Origin of the sequence: Rhizobium sp. WYCCWR10014 (assembly GCF_001657485.1) — a bacterium.
GTDB lineage: Bacteria > Pseudomonadota > Alphaproteobacteria > Rhizobiales > Rhizobiaceae > Rhizobium.
In genome coordinates, this window is record NZ_LXFU01000029.1 from 243,678 (window position 1) to 263,003 (window position 19,326).

At 61.3% G+C, this 19,326-nt stretch carries 15 protein-coding genes and 1 pseudogene; 3 read left to right on the forward strand and 13 right to left on the reverse strand.

Annotated features, from left to right (window positions below; genetic code table 11):
- Positions 1-67: 67 nt before the first annotated feature.
- The 9 genes from A6U98_RS09820 to A6U98_RS09860 form a co-directional block, all read right to left on the reverse strand.
- Complete coding sequence (locus tag A6U98_RS09820; RefSeq protein ID WP_029870862.1) at positions 68-1,402, reverse strand: glucoamylase family protein; 1,335 nt, start codon at positions 1,400-1,402, stop codon at positions 68-70.
- 254 nt (positions 1,403-1,656) lie between these two features.
- Positions 1,657-3,495: an ABC transporter ATP-binding protein gene (locus tag A6U98_RS09825; RefSeq protein ID WP_064649601.1), complete on the reverse strand. Its 1,839-nt coding sequence runs from the start codon at positions 3,493-3,495 to the stop codon at positions 1,657-1,659.
- A gap of 25 nt (positions 3,496-3,520) precedes the next feature.
- A complete protein-coding gene (locus A6U98_RS09830) occupies positions 3,521-4,276 on the reverse strand; it encodes a DUF1028 domain-containing protein (protein WP_064649603.1) in 756 nt (251 codons plus the stop codon).
- Positions 4,277-4,278: 2 nt separating this feature from the next.
- A complete protein-coding gene (locus tag A6U98_RS09835) occupies positions 4,279-6,063 on the reverse strand; it encodes a gamma-glutamyltransferase family protein (RefSeq protein ID WP_064649606.1) in 1,785 nt (594 codons plus the stop codon).
- 21 nt (positions 6,064-6,084) lie between these two features.
- Positions 6,085-6,960 carry an ABC transporter permease gene (locus A6U98_RS09840; protein ID WP_064649608.1) on the reverse strand — a complete coding sequence of 292 codons (876 nt, stop codon included), beginning with the start codon at positions 6,958-6,960 and terminating at the stop codon, positions 6,085-6,087.
- Positions 6,957-7,904, reverse strand: a complete 948-nt coding sequence (locus tag A6U98_RS09845; protein WP_025396375.1) for an ABC transporter permease — start codon at positions 7,902-7,904, stop codon at positions 6,957-6,959. The genes A6U98_RS09840 and A6U98_RS09845 overlap by 4 nt, the downstream gene beginning before the upstream one ends.
- Positions 7,905-8,070: 166 nt before the next feature.
- The gene (locus tag A6U98_RS09850; RefSeq protein ID WP_064649609.1) at positions 8,071-9,579 is read right to left on the reverse strand and encodes an ABC transporter substrate-binding protein; all 1,509 of its coding nucleotides are present in this window, start codon (positions 9,577-9,579) and stop codon (positions 8,071-8,073) included.
- A gap of 86 nt (positions 9,580-9,665) precedes the next feature.
- A complete protein-coding gene (locus tag A6U98_RS09855) occupies positions 9,666-10,397 on the reverse strand; it encodes a FadR/GntR family transcriptional regulator (protein ID WP_064649611.1) in 732 nt (243 codons plus the stop codon).
- 210 nt (positions 10,398-10,607) lie between these two features.
- Positions 10,608-12,050: a M81 family metallopeptidase gene (locus tag A6U98_RS09860; protein ID WP_064649614.1), complete on the reverse strand. Its 1,443-nt coding sequence runs from the start codon at positions 12,048-12,050 to the stop codon at positions 10,608-10,610.
- Between the two features lie 903 nt (positions 12,051-12,953).
- Here A6U98_RS09860 and A6U98_RS09870 point away from each other — a divergent pair.
- The 3 genes from A6U98_RS09870 (at position 12,954) to A6U98_RS09880 (ending at position 16,504) form a co-directional block, all read left to right on the forward strand.
- Complete coding sequence (locus A6U98_RS09870; RefSeq protein ID WP_064649618.1) at positions 12,954-13,904, forward strand: AraC family transcriptional regulator; 951 nt, start codon at positions 12,954-12,956, stop codon at positions 13,902-13,904.
- Positions 13,905-14,355: 451 nt separating this feature from the next.
- A complete protein-coding gene (locus A6U98_RS09875) occupies positions 14,356-15,186 on the forward strand; it encodes an alpha/beta hydrolase (protein WP_064649620.1) in 831 nt (276 codons plus the stop codon).
- Between the two features lie 112 nt (positions 15,187-15,298).
- Positions 15,299-16,504, forward strand: coding sequence for an NAD(P)/FAD-dependent oxidoreductase (locus A6U98_RS09880; protein WP_064649622.1), 1,206 nt, complete (start codon positions 15,299-15,301; stop codon positions 16,502-16,504).
- A gap of 136 nt (positions 16,505-16,640) precedes the next feature.
- On the opposite strand, the pseudogene A6U98_RS37585 reads toward A6U98_RS09880, so the two are convergent.
- The 4 genes and pseudogenes from A6U98_RS37585 to A6U98_RS09895 all read right to left on the reverse strand — a co-directional run.
- A pseudogene (locus A6U98_RS37585) lies at positions 16,641-16,842 on the reverse strand (hypothetical protein); the annotation flags it as partial.
- A gap of 52 nt (positions 16,843-16,894) precedes the next feature.
- A complete protein-coding gene (locus A6U98_RS09885) occupies positions 16,895-17,320 on the reverse strand; it encodes a cupin domain-containing protein (RefSeq protein WP_064649625.1) in 426 nt (141 codons plus the stop codon).
- A 147-nt stretch (positions 17,321-17,467) separates the two neighbouring features.
- A complete protein-coding gene (locus tag A6U98_RS09890; protein WP_064649627.1) occupies positions 17,468-18,220 on the reverse strand; it encodes an SDR family oxidoreductase in 753 nt (250 codons plus the stop codon).
- 123 nt (positions 18,221-18,343) lie between these two features.
- Positions 18,344-19,297 (reverse strand): MBL fold metallo-hydrolase, encoded by a 954-nt coding sequence (locus A6U98_RS09895; protein WP_064649629.1) that lies wholly within the window; start codon positions 19,295-19,297, stop codon positions 18,344-18,346.
- Positions 19,298-19,326 lie beyond the last annotated feature (29 nt).

The window sequence follows — 19,326 nt, forward strand, 5'->3', positions numbered from 1 at the left end:
CCAAGAGCCCGCACCTCCTATTGGACGCGCGGGCTCTAAAATCGATTTCGATTTCCGGGGTTGTGCGCTAGCCGAACTTGCGAACCACTTCTTCCGGCTCGATGCCTTCGAGCCAGCCGCCGGTAAAGCCGGCGCGCTCGAGCCCGAGGCGGATGACCGGCGATTGCCGCATCAGCTTCCAGATGAAATCCGAACGGTCGTTCTCGATGGTCATGACCACAAGCCCCTGGTCGATGCCAACAGTGCGGTCGTCGACCCAGCCTTCCGGCCGCTTGGTCTTGACCGTCGGGTTGAAGCCGCCAGGAAAGCCGCCTTCCAACAGCAGGTTCGGATAGGTGGTCAGAAGCGCCTTGGTGCCGTCAAGAGCCGCCTGCCGGTCGTAGGGCAGGCAGGCAAGTGCTGCCCAGGGTGCGATCGTGCCGTCATCCGGGCCAAGCGGTGCGCCGCGTGCGGCATAGCCCAGAACCTTCGGCTGGCGGCCACCGCGCATGCGCCGTGTCGGCGGCGGGCCGTCACAGGCAGAGAAACCCCAGATATTCCTGTTGTAGCCGACGAACTGGCCGGGATTGCGCTCGGCATAGTCACGCTGGACGTTGATCATCACCTGCGTGTTGCGGAAATAGTCCCAGTTTCGCTCCGCCATCGGCTTGTCCTGAATGGTGCGGAAATCGATCCAGGCATGCGAGAAGAGGTGGATGAAGAGCGGCCCGGCATAGAGGTAGGACTGCTCGCCATGCAGCATCCAGGAATAGCTTGACGTGAAGGCGTCGTAGCTCGATTGCGGGATCGGGTGCGTCGGCGAAGCGAGCGCCAGCGTATAGAGGATGATCGCCTCGTCGAAGCCGTGATAACGCCAACGCAGGAAGCCGGATGAGGGCTTCCAACCCATGGAAATGGTATCGCCCTTGTTCAGCGCCCAGCGCCAGTCGACGCGCTCGTAGATGAAGGTGGCGAGTTGACGGATTTCAGTTTCCGTCTCGTCGTCTTCGCGATTGAAATACTGTGCGGCCGTGAGGATGCCGGCGACGAGCAGCGCCGTATCGATGGTCGAAAGCTCGCTGTTCCAGGCGCGATGGCCGGTATCCATGTGCAGGAAGTGGTAGAAGAAGCCGCGGTGGCCGGTGGCGTGGCGTTCCTCGCCCTGGCGCGCCTCGGCGAAGAACCGCAGCGTATTGACCGTGCGTTCGGCTGCCTCCTCGCGGCTAATCCATAAACGCTCGACACCAACAGGGTAGGAGGAAAGCGCAAAGCCGACGGCTGCGATGCTGCACGGAACCCCGCCGATCGATGTGTCCGCCACAAGGCCGTTTTCGGGATTGGTATATTTCAGGAAGTACTTGAACGCCGAATGCTGCAGCCTGTCGACGAGCGCTGCATCAATGTCTTCAATCCGTTGCAGCATAGGCTCCTACCCAACTGTTGCATCGCCCCATGCTTCAACATGGGGGCCGTCCCCGGGCAAATCAAACCTTTTTGATTCGCAAGGATAAGAGAACACAAAAGGGTGGAATCGGTCGTTAATAATTATCGGTAAAATAATATCTAGCAGAAGTCATATAAGCGGTGCAGCAAAAAAGACAGCCCGCGCTCCACCGGCACGGGTTATTTTCCCGCAATACTTGTTTTCCTGATGCTTTGGAGAGTGGATTTTCACGTTCAGGCGGCTTCATCGAGCCGCACCAGATGACCTGCCGACACTTCCCGATATCGGCGCGGCGGCGCGACGTAGCCAACTGGGCGAACGGGGCTCTTGAGCTCGTCGGTTCCGAGGTTGCGCTTGATGCCGCGACGTGAGGGGTCGGGAACCGGTACGGCTGCCATCAGCTTCTTCGTGTAGGCGTGCTGCGGATTGCTGAACAATTCCGCGCGCGGGCCGATCTCGACGATTTCGCCGAGATACATCACTGCGACTCGGTGGCTGACGCGCTCGACCACCGCCATGTCGTGGGAAATGAACAGGAAGGCAAGGTTGAGGCTTTGCTGCAGGTCCATCAGCAGATTGCAGACCTGCGCCTTGATCGAAACATCGAGGGCCGAAACGCTTTCGTCGGCGACGATCACCTTCGGATCGAGCGCAAGCGCGCGGGCGATGCAGATGCGCTGACGCTGACCACCGGAGAATTCGTGCGGATAACGTTTCATCATGTCGGGTTTCAGCCCGACGCGTTCGAGAAGATCGGCCGCCTTGTCGCGGGCCTGGGCGCCTGTGCCGAGGCCATGTTCGGTGATCGGTTCGGCGACGGCGGCGCCGACGGTCATGCGCGGGTTGAGGCTGGCGAAGGGATCCTGAAAGATCATCTGGATGCTGCGGCGCATCCGTCTGAGATCGGCCGCGTCAAGGCTCAGCACGTCATAACCGTCGAGGCTGACACTGCCGCCGTTCGGCTGGACGAGGCGGGTGATCGAGCGGCCGGTGGTCGACTTGCCGCAGCCGGATTCGCCGACGAGCGACAGCGTCTCGCCCTGGAAGAGATCGAAGGAGACGTCCTCGACCGCATGGATCGCGCCCATCTTGCGGCCGAGCAGGCCGCCGCGGATATCGAAACGGGTCACGAGGTTCTTGACTTCGAGGATCGGCGTCCGGCGGCGGTCGACGGTGTCGGCCACCTCGATCGGCTCGCGGCGTTCGCCGGTCGCGGTATCGACGACGGGGAAACGCAGCGGCCATTTCCGGTCGGCCATCGAGCCGAGACGCGGCACGGCCGAGAGCAAAGCGCGGGTATAGGGATGCCTGCCGCGATGGAAGATGTCGTCGGTCGTGCCAGTTTCCACAGCCTCGCCGCGATACATGACGATGGTGCGGTCGGCGACTTCGGCGACGACACCCATGTCGTGGGTGATGAAGAGCACGGACATGCCCTCTTCTTCCTGCAGCATCTTGATCAGGTCGAGGATCTGGCCCTGGATCGTCACGTCGAGCGCCGTCGTCGGTTCGTCGGCGATCAGCAATTTCGGCCGGCTGGCGAGCGCCATGGCGATCATCACGCGCTGGCGCATGCCGCCCGAGAACTGGTGCGGATATTCGTCGAAGCGGGCGGCGGCGTTGGGGATGCGGACCTTTTCCAGCAGACGCACGGTCTCGGCCCGCGCCTCGGCCTTGCCGATATCGCCGTGGCAGGTGAGCGCTTCGGAGATCTGGCGACCGATGGTGAAGATCGGGTTGAGGGATGTCATCGGCTCCTGGAAGATCATGGCGGCGTCGTTGCCGCGCACCCGGCGCATCTCCTTTTCCGGAAGGGTGAGAACATCCTTGCCGTTCAAGCTGATGGCGCCATCGATGCGGCTCGATCCCTTGGCGAGAAGCCGCATGATCGAAAGGGAGGTGACGCTTTTGCCCGAGCCGCTTTCGCCGACGATCGCCACGGTCTCGCCAGGCATGACGTCGAAGGAGACGTCGCGTACCACCGGCTTCCAGTCGCCATCGACGAGGAAGGACGTCGTCAGGTTCCGGACGGAGAGAACCGGAGAGGCGGGGGCCGAAGAAACATCACTCATGTCGTTCCCTTGTTCTTATCTGGATTCACGTCTTCAAAGGTGTGGCGAAGGAGGTGGAAGGCCTGCCTTCAGCGATACGGGCCGCTTCCAGCGCAGCGATCTTTTCATCGATCTCGCGCCTGTCGGTCATGCCGTTCGGATTTTGCCGCGTCGCCATCGTCTCCGCGACATGAAGGTAGCGTTCACCCGCCACGGCGTGGAGGCGGACAAGTTCGGCAAGCGGGTCGGGATGATCGTCGGCGCGGATACTCAGCCACGGATAATCCTGATCGCGGTGGATGACGAGGGCGGCGGACTGCCTGCCACGCTTGTCGCCGCCGACATCTTCGCCTGCCTGCATCGCCAGCAGCAGGCGTTCGGCCAAGGGCTTGTCCATCGCTTTGTTATAGGTGGCAAGCGTCTCGACGACGACGTCAGGACCCGCGAGCATGTTGCCGGCGACCGAGACGTTTTCGTCGATCAGATGCCCGGCCCAGTCGATGCATGCGGCGCCAGTGAAGGCGGCGTTGCGCCCCTTCGCATCGATGAGGTGCAACTGCCGCTGATCGTGGCCGGCATCACGCGCGGTCAGCTCGGCGATGATTTCCTCAGGTGCCCTGCCTGCAGCCAGCAGCGACAGGCCATCGACGCCGTAAAGCGGGCTGACGAAGGCCTGCGTGGCGACGGCGCCGATGCCGCCGCGAATATGCGGCACAAGGGCGCCGACGGCAAAGAAGCGGCTCGCGACGGCGATGCCGAGATGACCGGTCAAGGGATCACGGGCGACGATGGACCAGGTCACGACTATCTCCCGATCGCATAGGCCTGCATCAGGCGCGGGGTGGCTGCGGCGCGCAACAGTCCGTCGCTATCGCGTCTCGCAGCGGTCAGACGGCCGATCGTCCAGGGATCGGCGACCGTCAGCTTGTGGCCCTTGCGGCGCAAGACATCGAGGACATCGGGGCCGAAATTCGCCTCCGCCATCAGGCTGCCGGGTTCGCGGGTGCGCGGATAGAAGGAGCCCGGAAAATGCGAAGTATGGAACAGCGGCTGGTCGATCGCCGCCTGCAGGTTCAGCTGGTGATGCGCATATCGCAGGAAGAAGGAGAGCTGCCACTGCTCCTGCTGGTCGCCACCCGGTGTGCCGAAGGCAAGGGTCGGGCGGCCCTCATAGAGGCCGAGCGAAGGCGTCAGCGTCGTGCGCGGCCGTTTGCCCGGCGCAAGCGACGTCGGCAGGCCTGGTCTCAGCCAGAACATCTGGGCGCGGGAATTGAGGCAGAAGCCGAGGCCGGGCACGGTCGGCGAGGATTGCAGCCAGCCGCCTGATGGCGTGACGGAGACCATGTTGCCGTCGCGGTCGATCACATCGATATGCACGGTGTCGCCGCGCTTTTCGGAAAGATGCGCCATGGTCGGCTCATAGACGGCGCCGGTTTTCGAATCCGCGCCGAGCATCGTCATCGTCAGATCATGCTGCGCTTCGAAGCCAGGCACGATGCCGGGGCGAAGATCGAACGAGGCGTCTGTGCCGACCAGCTTGCGGCGCTCGGCGGCATAGGTCTCCGACAGCAGATGCGCGATGGGAATCTCAGAAAAATTCGGATCGCCGTAATAGACTTCGCGGTCAGCGAAGGCGAGCTTCATCGCCTCGACGACAGTATGGACGAAATCGGCGCCAGCGGGATCCATTGCGGCGAGATCGAAGCCTTTAAGGATCGAAAGGGTCTGCAGAAAGACCGGACCCTGGCCCCAGGGGCCGATCTTGGCGATCGTCCAGCCATGATAATCATAGGTCAGCGGCTCTTCGATCGTTGCCGACCAGTTTGCCATGTCGTTGGCAGTCAGGACGCCCTTGTGGCGGTTGCCGCTCGCATCGATCACCTCGGCGGTTTTCAGATAGTCATCGATCGTCTCGGCGACGAAGCCGCGATAGAAGGCGTCGCGGGCCGCCTGCACCTGCGCTTCCCGGCCGCTTTTCACTTCCGCCTCGGCGATGATGCGCTTCCAGGTTTCGGCAAGCACCGGATTCTTGAAATTCTCATGCGCTTGGGGCGCGCTGCCACCCGGCAGCCAGGTCTCGTAGGAGGTCGGCCATTCCTTCTCGAAGAAGGCGGCGAGCCCTTTGATGGTGGCGGAGACGCGCGGCAGCATCGGATGGCCGTGCTCGGCGTAATAGATCGCCGGTTCCAGGACATCGCGCACGCTCATAGAGCCATAGTCGCGCAGCATCAGCATCCAGCCATCGAAGGAGCCGGGGATGACGGTCGCAAGCAGCCCATCACCAGGGATCAGGCTCAGGCCTTCCGCCGTATAGTGTTCGATCGTCGCGCCGGCGGGGGCGGGCCCCTGCGCGCAGATGACCTCGACCTTGTCCTTTTTCTTCGAATAGATCACCGCCGGCAGGTCACCGCCGGGACCGCAGAGATGCGGCTCGACGATCTGCAGCACGAAGCCCGTCGCCACTGCCGCATCGAAGGCGTTGCCGCCTTTTTCGAGAATGCTCATGCCGACGGCCGAGGCGATCCAGTGCGTCGAGGTGACGACACCGAAGGTGCCGAGGATCTCGGGACGGGTCGTGAATGCGGTCATGTCAAATGTCCTTTCGAGAAATCATGCTTCGCGCGGATCAAGCGCATCGCGCAGGCCGTCGCCTAAGAGATTGAAACCGATGACGACGAGGAAGATCGCGGCGCCCGGCCACATCGCCATCCATGGCGCCTGGGAGAGGAAATTCTTGGCGACGTTCAGCATCGAGCCCCAGCTGGGCGCCGGCGGTTGCTGTCCGAGGCCGAGAAAGGAGAGGCTCGCTTCGGCGATGATCGCGGTGGCGATGGTCAACGTTGCCTGCACCAGGATCGGCGCAAAGACGTTCGGCAGGATATAGCGGGTGATGATGCTCGAGGACCGGAGGCCGATCGAGCGGGCGCCCTCGACATATTCCTCGGTTTTGACCGAAAGCACCTGGCCACGCGTCAGCCGCACGAAGACGGGCATGGCCGAAAGGCCGATCGCAATCATCGCATTGGTCAGGCTCGGACCGAGAAAGGCTGCGAGCGCGATCGCGGTGATGAGGAAAGGCATGGCCAGAAAGGCTTCGGTGATGCGGGAGATCACCATGTCGATCCAGCCGCCGAAATAACCGGAGATAAGGCCGAAGGGCACGCCGATGATAACGGCGATCGCCACCGAGAAGACGCCTGCCATCAGCGACGCCTGCGCACCCCAGATCATCCGGGAAAGAATGTCGCGGCCGATGTCGTCGGTGCCAAGCCAATGGGCGGCGGAGGGCGCCTTGCGGATCGCCGACCAGCTTGTGGCGTTCGGATCGGGAATCGGAAGGAGGGGGGCAGCAAGGGCGAGGATCGCGAAGAAGGCGATGATCGCAAGGCCGACGAGGGCGCCCTTGTTGGCCCTCAGCTTGCGCCATGCGCGGCTTGGCGTGCGGTCGATCGCGGAGGGCATGACGGTCTCTCCGATCGCGGTCATAGGGCGGCCCTCATGCGCGGGTTGAGCAGGACGTAGAGAATGTCGGCCAACAGGTTCATCAGGATGAAGCCGATCGCGGTGCAGATCACCACGCCCTGGACGACGGCGTAGTCGCGGTTGAAGACAGCGTCGACGATGAGCTTTCCGAAACCCGGAATGGTGAAGATCTGCTCGGTCAGCACGGCGCCGGCGAGCAGTTCGCCGAAGAGCAGCGCGGTCAACGTCACGATCGGCAGCATCGCGTTGCGGAAGCTGTGCTCGAGCACGACAGTGCTTTCCGGCAATCCCTTGGCGCGGGCGGTGCGGATGTAATCGGCGCTCAGCACGCTGAGCATGGCCGAGCGGGTATGGCGCATCAGCGTCGCGGCCAGCGCATTGCCGAGCACGAAGGATGGCATCAGCATGGTTTCCAGCGAACGGAGCGGGTTGCTGAAGAAGGGTTCGTAGCCCGATGCCGGCAACCAGCCGAGATTGACCGAAACCAGCAGGATCAGCATGATGCCGAGCCAGAAATTCGGGATCGACAGGCCTGTCAGTGCGATGATGTTGGCGAGATAGTCGATCATCGTGTTCTTCTTGACGGCCGCCAGGATGCCCATCGGCACGCCGATGACAAAGGCGAAGATCATCGACATGATGGCAAGCTGGATGGTGACCGGCAGCTTTTCGCCAATGAGCTGTAGAACTGGCTGGTTGGTGCGCAGCGAGATGCCCAGGTCGCCCTGCAGTGCCGCACCCAGCCAGCGGACATATTGATAGGGCACGGGATCGTTCAGCCGGTACTTCTCGCGCAGGAATTCGAGAACCTGCGGGTCGCGTTCCTCGCCGGCCATGGCGAGGATCGGATCACCGGGCAGCAGCTTCTGCAGCGAGAAGACGAAGATCGAAATGATCAAAAGCGTCGGTATGGCGACCAAGAGCCGTTTGGCGATGTAGGTATACATGGGCGATCCTGACACGATCAAAGCATGTCGCGCAAAAGTGTGCAGCGGTTTTGCGATAACGACATGCGTAAAACAAAAAGCTAAAGCGCGTGAAGAAGACCTGAAAGATTGCGACGCGCTTTAGAATCATGCGGCGGAGGGTTTCCGCCGCATGATTTGCTTACGGTCAGTCGGCTTTCTTGACGCCGACGAGGCGGATCATGCCATCCGGCGACGGAATGAAGCCGGTGATGTTTTTGTGCAGCGCCCAGATCCAGGACTGATGGCCGAGATAGATGATCGGCAGATCATCGTTGAGGATGACGGCGGCAGCATCATACTTCTGCTTGCGCACGGCATCGTCGGTCGATGCACGGGCTTCGTTCAGCAGCTTGTCCACTTCGGGATTGCAGTATTTCGTGTCGTTGATGCCGCCCTTGCAGGTGATGAACTGATGGATGTTGCCATCGGGATCGACGCGGCCGGACCAGTCGGAACGGCTGAGCTGATAGTTGCCGGCCGTCTGTTCGCTCAGCAGCGTGGCGAATTCCGTCGATTTCAGACTGACGTCAAAGCCGGCTTCGCCGACCATCGACTGGATGATCTGCATCATCTGCATGGCAACAGGATTGTTCGGGATCTGTAGCTCGATCGGCACGCGGTCGAAGCCGGCTTCCTTGATCAGGGCCTTGGCCTTGTCGAGATCGCGGGCGGGGACAGGAATATCCTTGTCGAACCACGGGCTGCTCGGCGGGAAGGGCTGGTTGCCGGAGACGGCCGTGCCTTCATAGACGATCTGGTTGACGGCATCGCGGTCGATCGCCAGCGAGAAAGCCTGGCGCAGGCGCTTGTCCTTGCCGAAAGGATTGTCGGCACGCGCACCATTGCCGATATTGGTATAGAGCGCCATGTAGCCGGTGCCGACGGCATCGGCATAGACGAGGCTCGAATCCGCCTTCACGGCTTCAGCGTCGGTCGCCGCCAGACGCTCGATCATGTCGAGATCGCCGGACCGCAGGTTGGCGAGGCGCACCGTCGTATCCGGGATCGGCAGATAGGTCAGCTTGTCGATGAAGATCTTGTCCTTGTTCCAGTAGTCCTGGAACTTTTCGAGCACGATGCGGTCCTGCTGGACGCGCTCGACAAACTTGAACGGACCGGCGCAGACCGGGTGATCGCCGAACTTGGCGCCGAGTTCCTTGGCGGCCTTCGGCGAAACGATCATGCCGGCGCGGTCGGAAAGCTGGGCAAGAAGGGTGACGTCAGGCGCCTTGAGGGTGAACTTGACCTCGTATTCGCTCGCCGCCTCGACCTTTGCGACCGAGGTGAGCTCGCTCTTGCGGCGTGATTCCGGCAGGGTGATGTTGCGCTCGATGGTGGCGACGACGGCTTCGGCGTTGAAGGGGGTCTCGTCATGGAACTTGACGCCTTGGCGCAGCTTCATGGTGAGCTCTTTGCCGTCGGCCGACCAGCTCCATTCGGTGGCAAGCTGCGGCACGATCTTCAGATCCGGCGAGACGTCGACGAGCTTGTCGCACATCGCGGTGTAAACGATGCGGCCGACGAAGGTGCGTGACTGCGCGGGATCGAGCACGTCGGCATCGTCCTGCAATCCGATCTTCAGGTCGACGGCGAAGGCAGGAAGCGCAAACAGCGCGCCGGCAACGGTGGCGGTCAGCAATTTGGCGATCTTCATTCCATTCTCCTCTGTTCTGTTTATTTGTTTTTTGCTTCCATTCCGGCGGTTATGGCCCGCTCTGTTTTTCTCCCAGCTCACCCCGGTCAGGCGAGGGTCTTGTCGACCTCCGCTTCGCTGTGATCGAGCGAGGTGATGCGGATGAGGCTTTCCTGCAGTGTCAACAGATGCTGGCGCATCGCTTCGCCCGCCCTGGCAGGATCACGTGCGGCGATCGCATCCACGATTGCCGTGTGCTGGCCGAAGGTGACGGGCCGCGTCCGGCTGGCGCTGCGGGCGCGCTCGCGGATCGTCTGCCAGGCCTCGTCCTGGCGCACCCGGTTGATGACGTCGAAGATGGTGAGGAAGAAACCGTTGCCGGCGCATTGGGCGATCTGGCGGTGCAGCGCGCCGTCCCAGAGTTCGCGCCCGTCGGCATCGGTGCTTTCGTAGATCTTCTTCACCAGATCATACATGCGCTCGATATCGGCGGCCTTGGCGCGCATGGCGGCAAGCTGGGCGAGCTGCGGTTCGATGCGCAGGCGCACCTCCATGACCTCCATGAGATCGGTGCCGGCAACGATCGAGCCGACATGATCGCTCCAGCCGTCGGGGCGCGGGCCGGCATAGGTGCCGGAGCCTTGGCGGCGCCAGATGCGACCCTCGGCCTCCAGCACTTCGAGGGCGCGGCGGACGGCACGGCGGCCGACGCCAAGCATTTCCGAAAGGGTGCGCTCGGTCGGCAGCTTGCCGTCGGCGTCGAGACTGTCGGACCGCAGCAGAGCCCTCAGCCTCTCCAGCGCATAATTGGAATTGCCCTGCGTCTCATCCATCGGCATTCGCTTAAATGGTCCGTACCAATTTTCTATTGGTTCAGTGCAAACCAAATCGCGCCGACCGTCAAGCGCTTTTTTGTGCAAATGGAAATCTGCCCGTTTTTTGCTCAAATCCCGCTATTGCTGCGATATGGGAAAGCAGTCGATCGCGGCGACAGGGCGACGCCGCGATCGACAATATCATCTCAAAAATGCAATTGGTTCGGGTGAAGCTCAGGCCGGCGTCGAGCGTGCGGAGAGAAAGCCCTCCGGCTCGAAGACAAAATCCTTGTCGAAGGGATAGGTCGGATGCTGCTTGCGCAGCCGCGGCAGGCGCTCGACGAACTGGTCGACGACACCTGTTGATAGCGCCATCAGGTTCGGATTGGCGATCGGCGCCAGTTCCGGCGAGAGATAGCCCGATTTGACGACGATGATCTTCGCCCGGTGCGGGTCGAGGCCGAGCCGGGTGAAATCGACGATGTTGTGATAGGGCCGGCGCTTGGCGGAGAGCACCAGATCGATACCACTGACCGAAACCACCGCCTGCCGCTCGGCGGGATCTGACGTTTCGTGCAGGAACTTGACCGTGAAGCGGCCGTGAACGGGCTTGCTGCCCTTGGTGTCGAGCGAGGCGCCGACGCTGAGCTCCAGTTCCGCGCCGATGCCTGCGGCATAACAGGCCTCGGTCGCCGCCTTGTCGGCGATGCCGGCAAAGACGACGCCGGTGGCGTCCCTGGCAATCAGTTCGGCCAGTACATCGGCCCGGTCCCCGACGCCGCCGCCTGTGGGGTTGTCGCCGGATTCGGCAAGCACCACTGGGGCGGTCGGGCTGGCGATCGCCCTTTCGACGCATTCCTCGACCGAACCTGTCTCGCAGCCGAAGACGAAGTCTTCGCGCGCATCCCAATAAGCCCTCGCGAGACGTTTGGCCTCACGCTCCAGCACGGCGCGGTCGGTGCCGGTCATGATCGCGGCGGCGGTGGCGCGCGGTTCATCGGCCCAGACATAGCCTACCATCAGCGATGCGTCCCAGACGCCATCGATCGCATCGATCCCGGGCAGCATGTCATAGAGGCTCTTTGCCGGCTCATCGACGGTGCTGGTGCGCTCGCCGGGCAGCACGACGGGGATCGGCGCCCAGAGAACGATCGGCCGCTCTCCGGTTTTCAGGCTCTTCACCAGCATGGAGACGGAGCGGCACATCGTCTCCTCGACATCGATATGCGGCGCAGTGCGATAGGTGGAATAGATATCGAGCGCATCGATGATGCGTTGCGTGACGTTGCCGTGCAGGTCATAGCTGGCCGAAACCGTGCAATCCTTGCCGACCAGCGCGCGGGCCGCACTGATCCAGTCGCCTTCGGCATCCTCCATGCCCTCGACAAACATGGCGCCGTGCATGGCGAGATAGAGACCATCAAGCGGCAGCATCGGCTTCAGCCGCTCGAGGAATTCACCCTTGAAGGCCTCGTAGGTGGCGCGCGAAACCGGGCCGCCGGCGATGGCGCGGGCATGGATGGTCGGCAAGAACTCGGCATCATAATCCTTGAGGAAGGCGAAATAGGGAGATGCCAGCAGGGCCTCCCCACGCAACACGCGAAAATCCTTCTCTTCGTTCAGGACGGGGTTGTATGTGCTGCATTCGATATGAATGCCACCGACGGCGATGCGCATGGGAAACCTCAGTTGATGTTGGGAGCAGTCAGGACGTTATGAGCGATGCTGGCAACCCGGCTCCGGCGCCGGTATCGACGTGCTGGGTCTGGATCTGTGTCGGTCGACGGGGTTTGTGCTGCGATAAACTGAACATTCGGGATCCGATCCGAAGACGTGTCCTTTTGCCTCGACAATAAGTTTACAAACGAACCAATCAACCAAAATAAACTACAATCTTGATCTTCTAAGCCGGCGTCGAGGTGGGAAGATGCATCGGTGAGGCTCCGACCGACTTGGTTTTTTCCGTCGGATGCTGCGGGCCGATTGCTGCCGACAAACGTGTCCGCGTCGCCATGAAGAAAAAATCCCACTTCGGGATCCCGAAATTCCCCCGCTTCGGGATTCCGAAATTCGACGCCTTTTGGGCGGTGTCATCGCGGGAAAACATCCAATGATTTCAACACCGCAACCAATTTCGGGATTCCGAAGTGCTATATAGATTATGGTGGGGGTCTGGCTGGCCGATGAATCCAGCGCAGCGCTCGACAGGTTCGCCGAACAGGAAGTCGATGCGCCACCCACTCCACATGAGTTTCGGAACCCATACGGTCCCTTGCCGTGCGTTGGCACAAGGGCGTCAATCGTCGCGCTATGAAACATTTAATTTTATCGGCTGAGAACGAGGTCCAACGGCGAAGGCAACCTATCCTAGAGAATAGGTTTTTGCCCTCGAAAGTTTTTGATATTTACGCTGCATCGCACAACGCGAATAATCAAAAGCACGGCGAAATCGCTCGCGACATTGGGGCATGTCATGGGTAGTAGGACTGACAACGTCGGCCACTATAGGCGGATGCTCAATGAGCCCGCCATTGTTGCCGGGACCGCGTATAAGCAGCGCCTGCCAACGAGCGCGCTACCATGAGCTTGCCTTGCTCCAGCGATCCTCTCGAGAGCGCGTCGGATGAGGCAATCGAGGCTCGCCGGGACGACATGCCGGCTGCTGACCACAATCCTGCAAACGAGATGTCGCGCGTTCTGAGAACTGCGCCAATTCATCTTGCGGCAGACCCCTCCGGCGGTGCAATCGCCCACTGGAATCACGACCCCTTGCATGATGTCGTCGAGCCCATGACCGACCACGTCATCATGGCTTACAACGGCGTGATACAGCGCATGGAACGGCGGTCCGGACGATCGGTCGAGAGCGGAACGTTTCGTCGCGGGGTTGTGATCATCATCCCGGCTGGATCAAGCTCCCGATGGGATATTCCAAAACCGGTTGATGTCGTTCAGCTCTATCTTCCCCGCTCGACACTGACGCGCATCGCCGACGAAACCGATACTTTCACGCCGACCGATCTCGTGGAGCGAACGGCGCATCCGGACCTCATTACATCCCGATTGCTCCTGAGCGCAGCCGATGTCCTGGAAGGCAATACGGCACTGGATACACTGTTCAGGCAGCAGTTGACCGACCTTCTGGCCACGCGCCTGCTGGCTGCGCACACAGGCAAGGCACCGAGCTATCAGCCGGCGCTCGGCGGCCTCGCGCCGAGCGTGCTGCGCCGGGCCATCGAACGATTGCGGTCGGACGCCGACGCGGACGTCTCCCTCGCGGCCCTCGCTGCCGATTCCGGGCTGTCGCGTTTTCATTTCTGCCGTGCTTTCAAGGAAAGCACGGGGCTTTCACCGCACAACTGGCTGCGTCAATATCGGCTCGAGCAAGCCATAAACATGCTGCGCGATCCTCAAAATTCGATCGCGTTGGTCGCAGCCTCCCTCGGCTATGCCTCGCAAACAGCATTTGCAGCTGCATTCCGAAAATTGACCGGCGAAACGCCGACTGATTGGCGCCGCCGCCACGGCTGACCGCAATCTCTTTTCGCCCTCGCCTCAGATTCCGGACTGTCCCGTTCTTCGCTTCCAGGCCATCGGCTCGGGCACGCGACGACCCTGCCGCGCAATCCTCCTGGCATGGCGTTGGTCGCAGCCTCACTTGACTGCGCCTCGCAAATAGCCTTGGCCGCCACATTGCCAAAGCTGACCGGTAAAACGCCGGGCGATGAACTGCTGCGCACCCGCTAAACCGCAATTGCTCTGCAACGGTGCCAATCCCTCTGGCGCAGCTGTAGACGTGTTTCGCTAAACCACCATTGCGCCCATGCCAAAGGATCCTGCGGAGACAAGGGATGGTCTGGGACACCGATTACGGGTCGGTCGCAACGAAGCGGACCCGTAGCGGCTTGCATACCCGATTTTAGCAACTGTCCGTCCAGCGAGGACGGGCGCCGAAACAAATATTCTCCAAAGGATCAGCACAATGACCTCCATTACAACCAGCGACGGTGTTCAGCTTTTTTACAAGGACTGGGGACCGAAGTCCGCTCAGCCGATCGTCTTTCACCATGGCTGGCCCCTCAGCTCCGACGATTGGGATAATCAAATGCTCTTCTTCCTCGGCAAAGGCTTTCGCGTGATCGCTCATGATCGACGCGGCCACGGCCGATCGAGCCAGGTGAGCGACGGTCATGACATGGATCACTACGCCTCCGATGTTGCCGCGATGATCGACTACCTCGATCTTCGCAACGCGATCCATGTCGGCCACTCTACCGGCGGCGGTGAAGCTGCGCGGTATGTCGCGCGGTACGGCAAGGGGCGCGTTGCCAAACTGATCCTGATTGCGGCCGTGCCGCCATTGATGTTGAAGACCGGCGCCAATCCCGGCGGTTTGCCGATCGAGGTATTCGACGGATTGCGCAGCCAGCTTGCCGCCAACCGTTCGCAGTTCTATCGCGATTTTCCGAGCGGCCCCTTCTACGGTTACAACCGCCCGGGTGCCGAGCCGTCGCAGGCGGTGATCTCAAATTGGTGGCGTCAGGGCATGATGGGCGGCGCGAAAGCGCATTACGAAGGCATCAAGGCATTCTCGGAGACGGATTTCACCGAGGACCTGAAGAGCATCACCGTGCCGACGCTGGTGTTGCATGGCGATGACGACCAGATCGTTCCCATCGGTGCTGCCGCTCCATTGTCGGCGAAGCTCCTGCAGGCCGGCACGCTGAAAATCTACGAGAAACTGCCGCATGGGCTGTGCACGACCCATGCAGATGTCGTCAATGCCGACATGCTGGCCTTCATCACCGCCTAACCGACTCGCTTCACCAATCCGCGCGACATCGTTACCGACCATCTCGCCGCCCATCGGGAGCGGCAACGGTGACGCGCGGCCCTTTGAAACTAAAAATCATGGAGTGAATAACATGAGACTTGTGATTGTAGGCGCCGGGTTCGCCGGCATGTACGCCGCACTTTCCGCAGCCCGCCTGCGCGATATCGAAGGCGTTTCGCCCGAAGAGCTCGAAATCGCGCTGGTGTCCCCGGAGCCGACGCTCGTCATCCGCCCCCGGCTTTATGAGCCGAAGCCTGAGAGCCTCACGGCACCTTTGCAGGATGTATTTGACGCCGTCGATGTCGCCTACGTGCAGGGCAGCGTTGAAGCGGTCGACACGAAGGCCTGCACCGTAGAGGTCGTCAATGCCAAAGGCGAACGAAAGTCCCTTCAGTATCATCGCCTTGTGCTCGCCACCGGCAGCCGGCTGTTCCGTCCGAATATTCCCGGCCTCGCCGACTACGCCTTCAGCGTCGATAACATCGATGACGCCATTGCCCTTGATCGCCACCTGCACGAGCTTGCCAAGATGCCGGCCTCGGCCGCGCGCGACACAATCGTCGTTGCCGGCGCCGGTTTCACAGGTATCGAGGCGGCGACCGAGATGCCTTCGCGGCTGCGGACTCTGTTCGACAAAGCCGCCAATCCGCGTGTCATTATCGTCGACCGCAGCAGCGCGGTAGCCCCCGACATGGGCGAAGGTCCGCGCCCGATCATCGAGGAAGCACTTCGCAAGCTCGGCGTGGAAACGCGGCTCAATGCCGGCGTTTCATCGCTGGATAAATCCGGAGTTACGCTGAGTACCGGTGAGCATATCGAAACCATGACCGTGATCTGGGCGGGAGGCATACGGGCCAATCCGCTGACCACCAAAATTCCCGGCGAGCGTGACAAGTTCGACCGGCTGCTGGTCGATGGCTGCCTGCGCGTGCCGTCCGTACCCGGCGTCTTCGCCACCGGGGATGCGGCGCGTGCCGCTTGCGACGACTGCGGCAACTACGCACTGATGTCGTGCCAGCACGCCACACGCATGGGCGCCTTCGCGGGCAACAACGCCGCCGCTGAACTGTTGGGCGTGCCAGCACGGCGATATCATCAGGAAGCCTATGTCACCTGCCTCGACCTCGGCGATGCCGGAGCCCTCTTTACGCGAGGATGGGATCGCAAGGTGGAGATGGTCGGCGAGAAAGCGAAGGCGACCAAGCAGGAGATCAACACAGTCTGGATCTATCCGCCGAAGCCCGAGCGCGCCGCCGCGCTGGCCTCAGCTGATCCGGAGCACGTGACCAAACTGTGATCGGATCCCTCGATGAGCTGCGCTCTAAATAAGAGCGCAGCTTGCCATATTCCGGCTGGTTCCTGACGCAACTCATCTTTCATCGATCATTTCTTCCCGAGCGCTTTCGGCTCGTAAGCAATCTTTGAAGGCGTGCGACACCATTGGGCTGGTGCGGCGCGATGCTTGCCATAAAAGACACGAGATTCATGCCGGTAAAGAAAGGGATCTGGACGATCAGGCGACCTGTCGGTTTCCGCCCTGTGTGCCACACGACGATCCCGGCAAATTCCCAGAGTGTTGATCAGGACGACCGGCAGGAATTGTCTTCGCCGGACATAGCTGGGTTCACCGATCATGGTTTGTGTCAATGAACTGCCGGGCACGACATCGTGTGCCCGGCCAGATCGCCTATTTCTTGATTGGGAAGGTCAGTTCCTGCTCAGTGGTATCGACCACGAAGACGGCAAGCAGCTTTGCCGGCTTAGTCTTGCTGGCATTTTCGCTAACACCGTGGCGATCGCCCGGAAATTCTGAGAAGCTTTCACCGGCGCTATAGACAGTGACGGGGCCATCGTTGACCTGACTGCGGATCGTGCCTTCGAGAACGGTCGCGTATATGAAGGCGGACACTGGATGTGTATGGCCCTCCGAGAAACCACCCGGAGCATATTCGACGAGAACGCCCTTCATGCTCTTGCCGGGTACGTTCGGCAGTTTGTGGTCATAGACCAGCGTAACCTTTGCGCCCTCCCCGCCACCGGGCGCATCATGCGCAAGAGCCGAACCTGACAGGAGAGCCGTCAATGCGACGGCAAAAGCCAATGACTTGATCATGTTTATCGTCCTTTCATGACTTGGAGTCGATCGCAATTTCTATATAACATATTGTTTTTATACATCTTTTCGATGTTTGACATGGCCATCAAAATGCCAATGCTACGGGCGCATGGGCCGCTTATCAGGCGGCCCATGCGCAACTCGTTATTTTCTGGGCGTTGTCGCAAACCAATCGTCGAAACCGATGCGGCCGATGCGAGGATGATTGTCGGAGACGAGTGAGCCGTCTTCCAGTTTGGTGCCGAAATAGCGGGCATCCGGATCTGCGACAACGGTGCGGGAATCTCCGATCGCCTTGAGGTAGCGCGCGGCGAAATCGCAGAGACGCGCGCGCTCGGGGCCGCAGATTTCGATAATGCCGTTAGCCGGCGCGGCAAGCGCCGCGTCCGTCACGAAATCGGCGACGTCGTCGGACGCGATCGGCTGCAGGGAACCTGTCGACAAGCGGGCCGTGTCGCCAACCGTGCCCTCCTGGGCGATGCCGCCGAGAAATTCCATGAACTGTGTGGAACGCACGATGGTGTAGGGAGTGCCGGCTTCCCGGATGATCTTTTCCTGAGCGACCTTGGCTCGAAGATAGCCGCTATCCGGCAACCGATCCGTGCCGACGATGGAAAGCGCGATATGGTGTTTCACGCCGGCCGCGATTTCCGCTGCCATCAGGTTCTTGCCCGCCGTCTGAAAGAATTCAAGCACGGCCTTATCTTCGAAGGATGGCGAGTTCGCGAGGTCGATCACCACGTCGGTATTCTTCAGTGCTTCCGCCAAGCCCTCCCCGGTAAGGGTATTAACGCCGGTTTTCGGGGCAGCGGCAATGACCTCATGCCCTTTGTTGCGCAGGCGCTCTGCTGTCTTGGAACCGATCAGGCCGGTTCCGCCGATAATCACGATTTTCATAAGACGCTCCATTTGCTGCGCGCCCATGCGGTGCGCGTGGTTCAATAGGTGGATAGGTGAAGGCCGGGCTGGGCACGGCCTTCAAGGATGCACGCTTTGGTTCGGCCTTAATTCAACAAGCGATCAGTAGTCCCAGAAGACCGGGACCCAACGAAAGGCGTCGCCGTCGACCGCGACATGGCCAACGGAAGGAAACGGCATATGTGTTGCCACCAGCAGTTCGCCGGTCGCTGCAAGCTCTCGCAGAAGCCGGACCCGAACGCGGGCAGCCTCCTCGGGGTCATGCTCGAAGCCGTTGAACCAGTCGGGGTGGTCGAACCCGACCGCGAACACCGCGTCGCCGGCAAACATCAGACGGTCATTGCCTGAGGCCACGCGGACCACGCTGTGCCCGGGGGTGTGCCCGCCGGTACGAGAGACGACCACGCCCGGCGCCACTTCATATTCATCCTCAAACAGCCTGAGATGGCTGCGATACTCTTTGGCGAACCGCTTGGCGGCCGCCCGAAGCGCGTCGGGGAAGCCCGTCGGCATCGACACGTGGGAGAAATCGGGCGACTCCCAAAATTTGACCTCGGCAGCGGCCACATGGATCCGCAGGTCCGGATTCAACTGTTCCTTCACCCCGTCGACGAGCAGCCCGCCAACGTGGTCCATGTGCATGTGTGTCAGCACCACGTCGGTCACGGATCCAAGATCGATGCCGGCGGCCTCCAGTCGCTTCATCAACTGCCCGGCCCGCGGCAAGTTCAAGTCCGGGTCCAATCCCAGCCCAGCGTCGATGAGGATGGTCTGGGCGCCGCTGCGCACCACGACCACGTTCAGTGCCCAGTCGAAGGCGTCCGGCGGCAGGAACATGTCGCCCAGCCAGGCGGCCCGGGCGGCCGGCTCGGCGTTGTGTCCCAACATCGCGGTTGGGAGCGGTAGCACCCCATCGCTGATCACCAGCACGTCAATCTCGCCGATCCGCACCGCATAGCGCGACGGAACCAGCTCTTCGGGCGCCGGTCTGCTGGAATGTGAGCTATTGTCCAGTTTCATGCTTGCTTCCTGAGTGTTGTTGATCATCTGGTTCATCTTTGAAAACTCCTATGTTCTATCCTGGT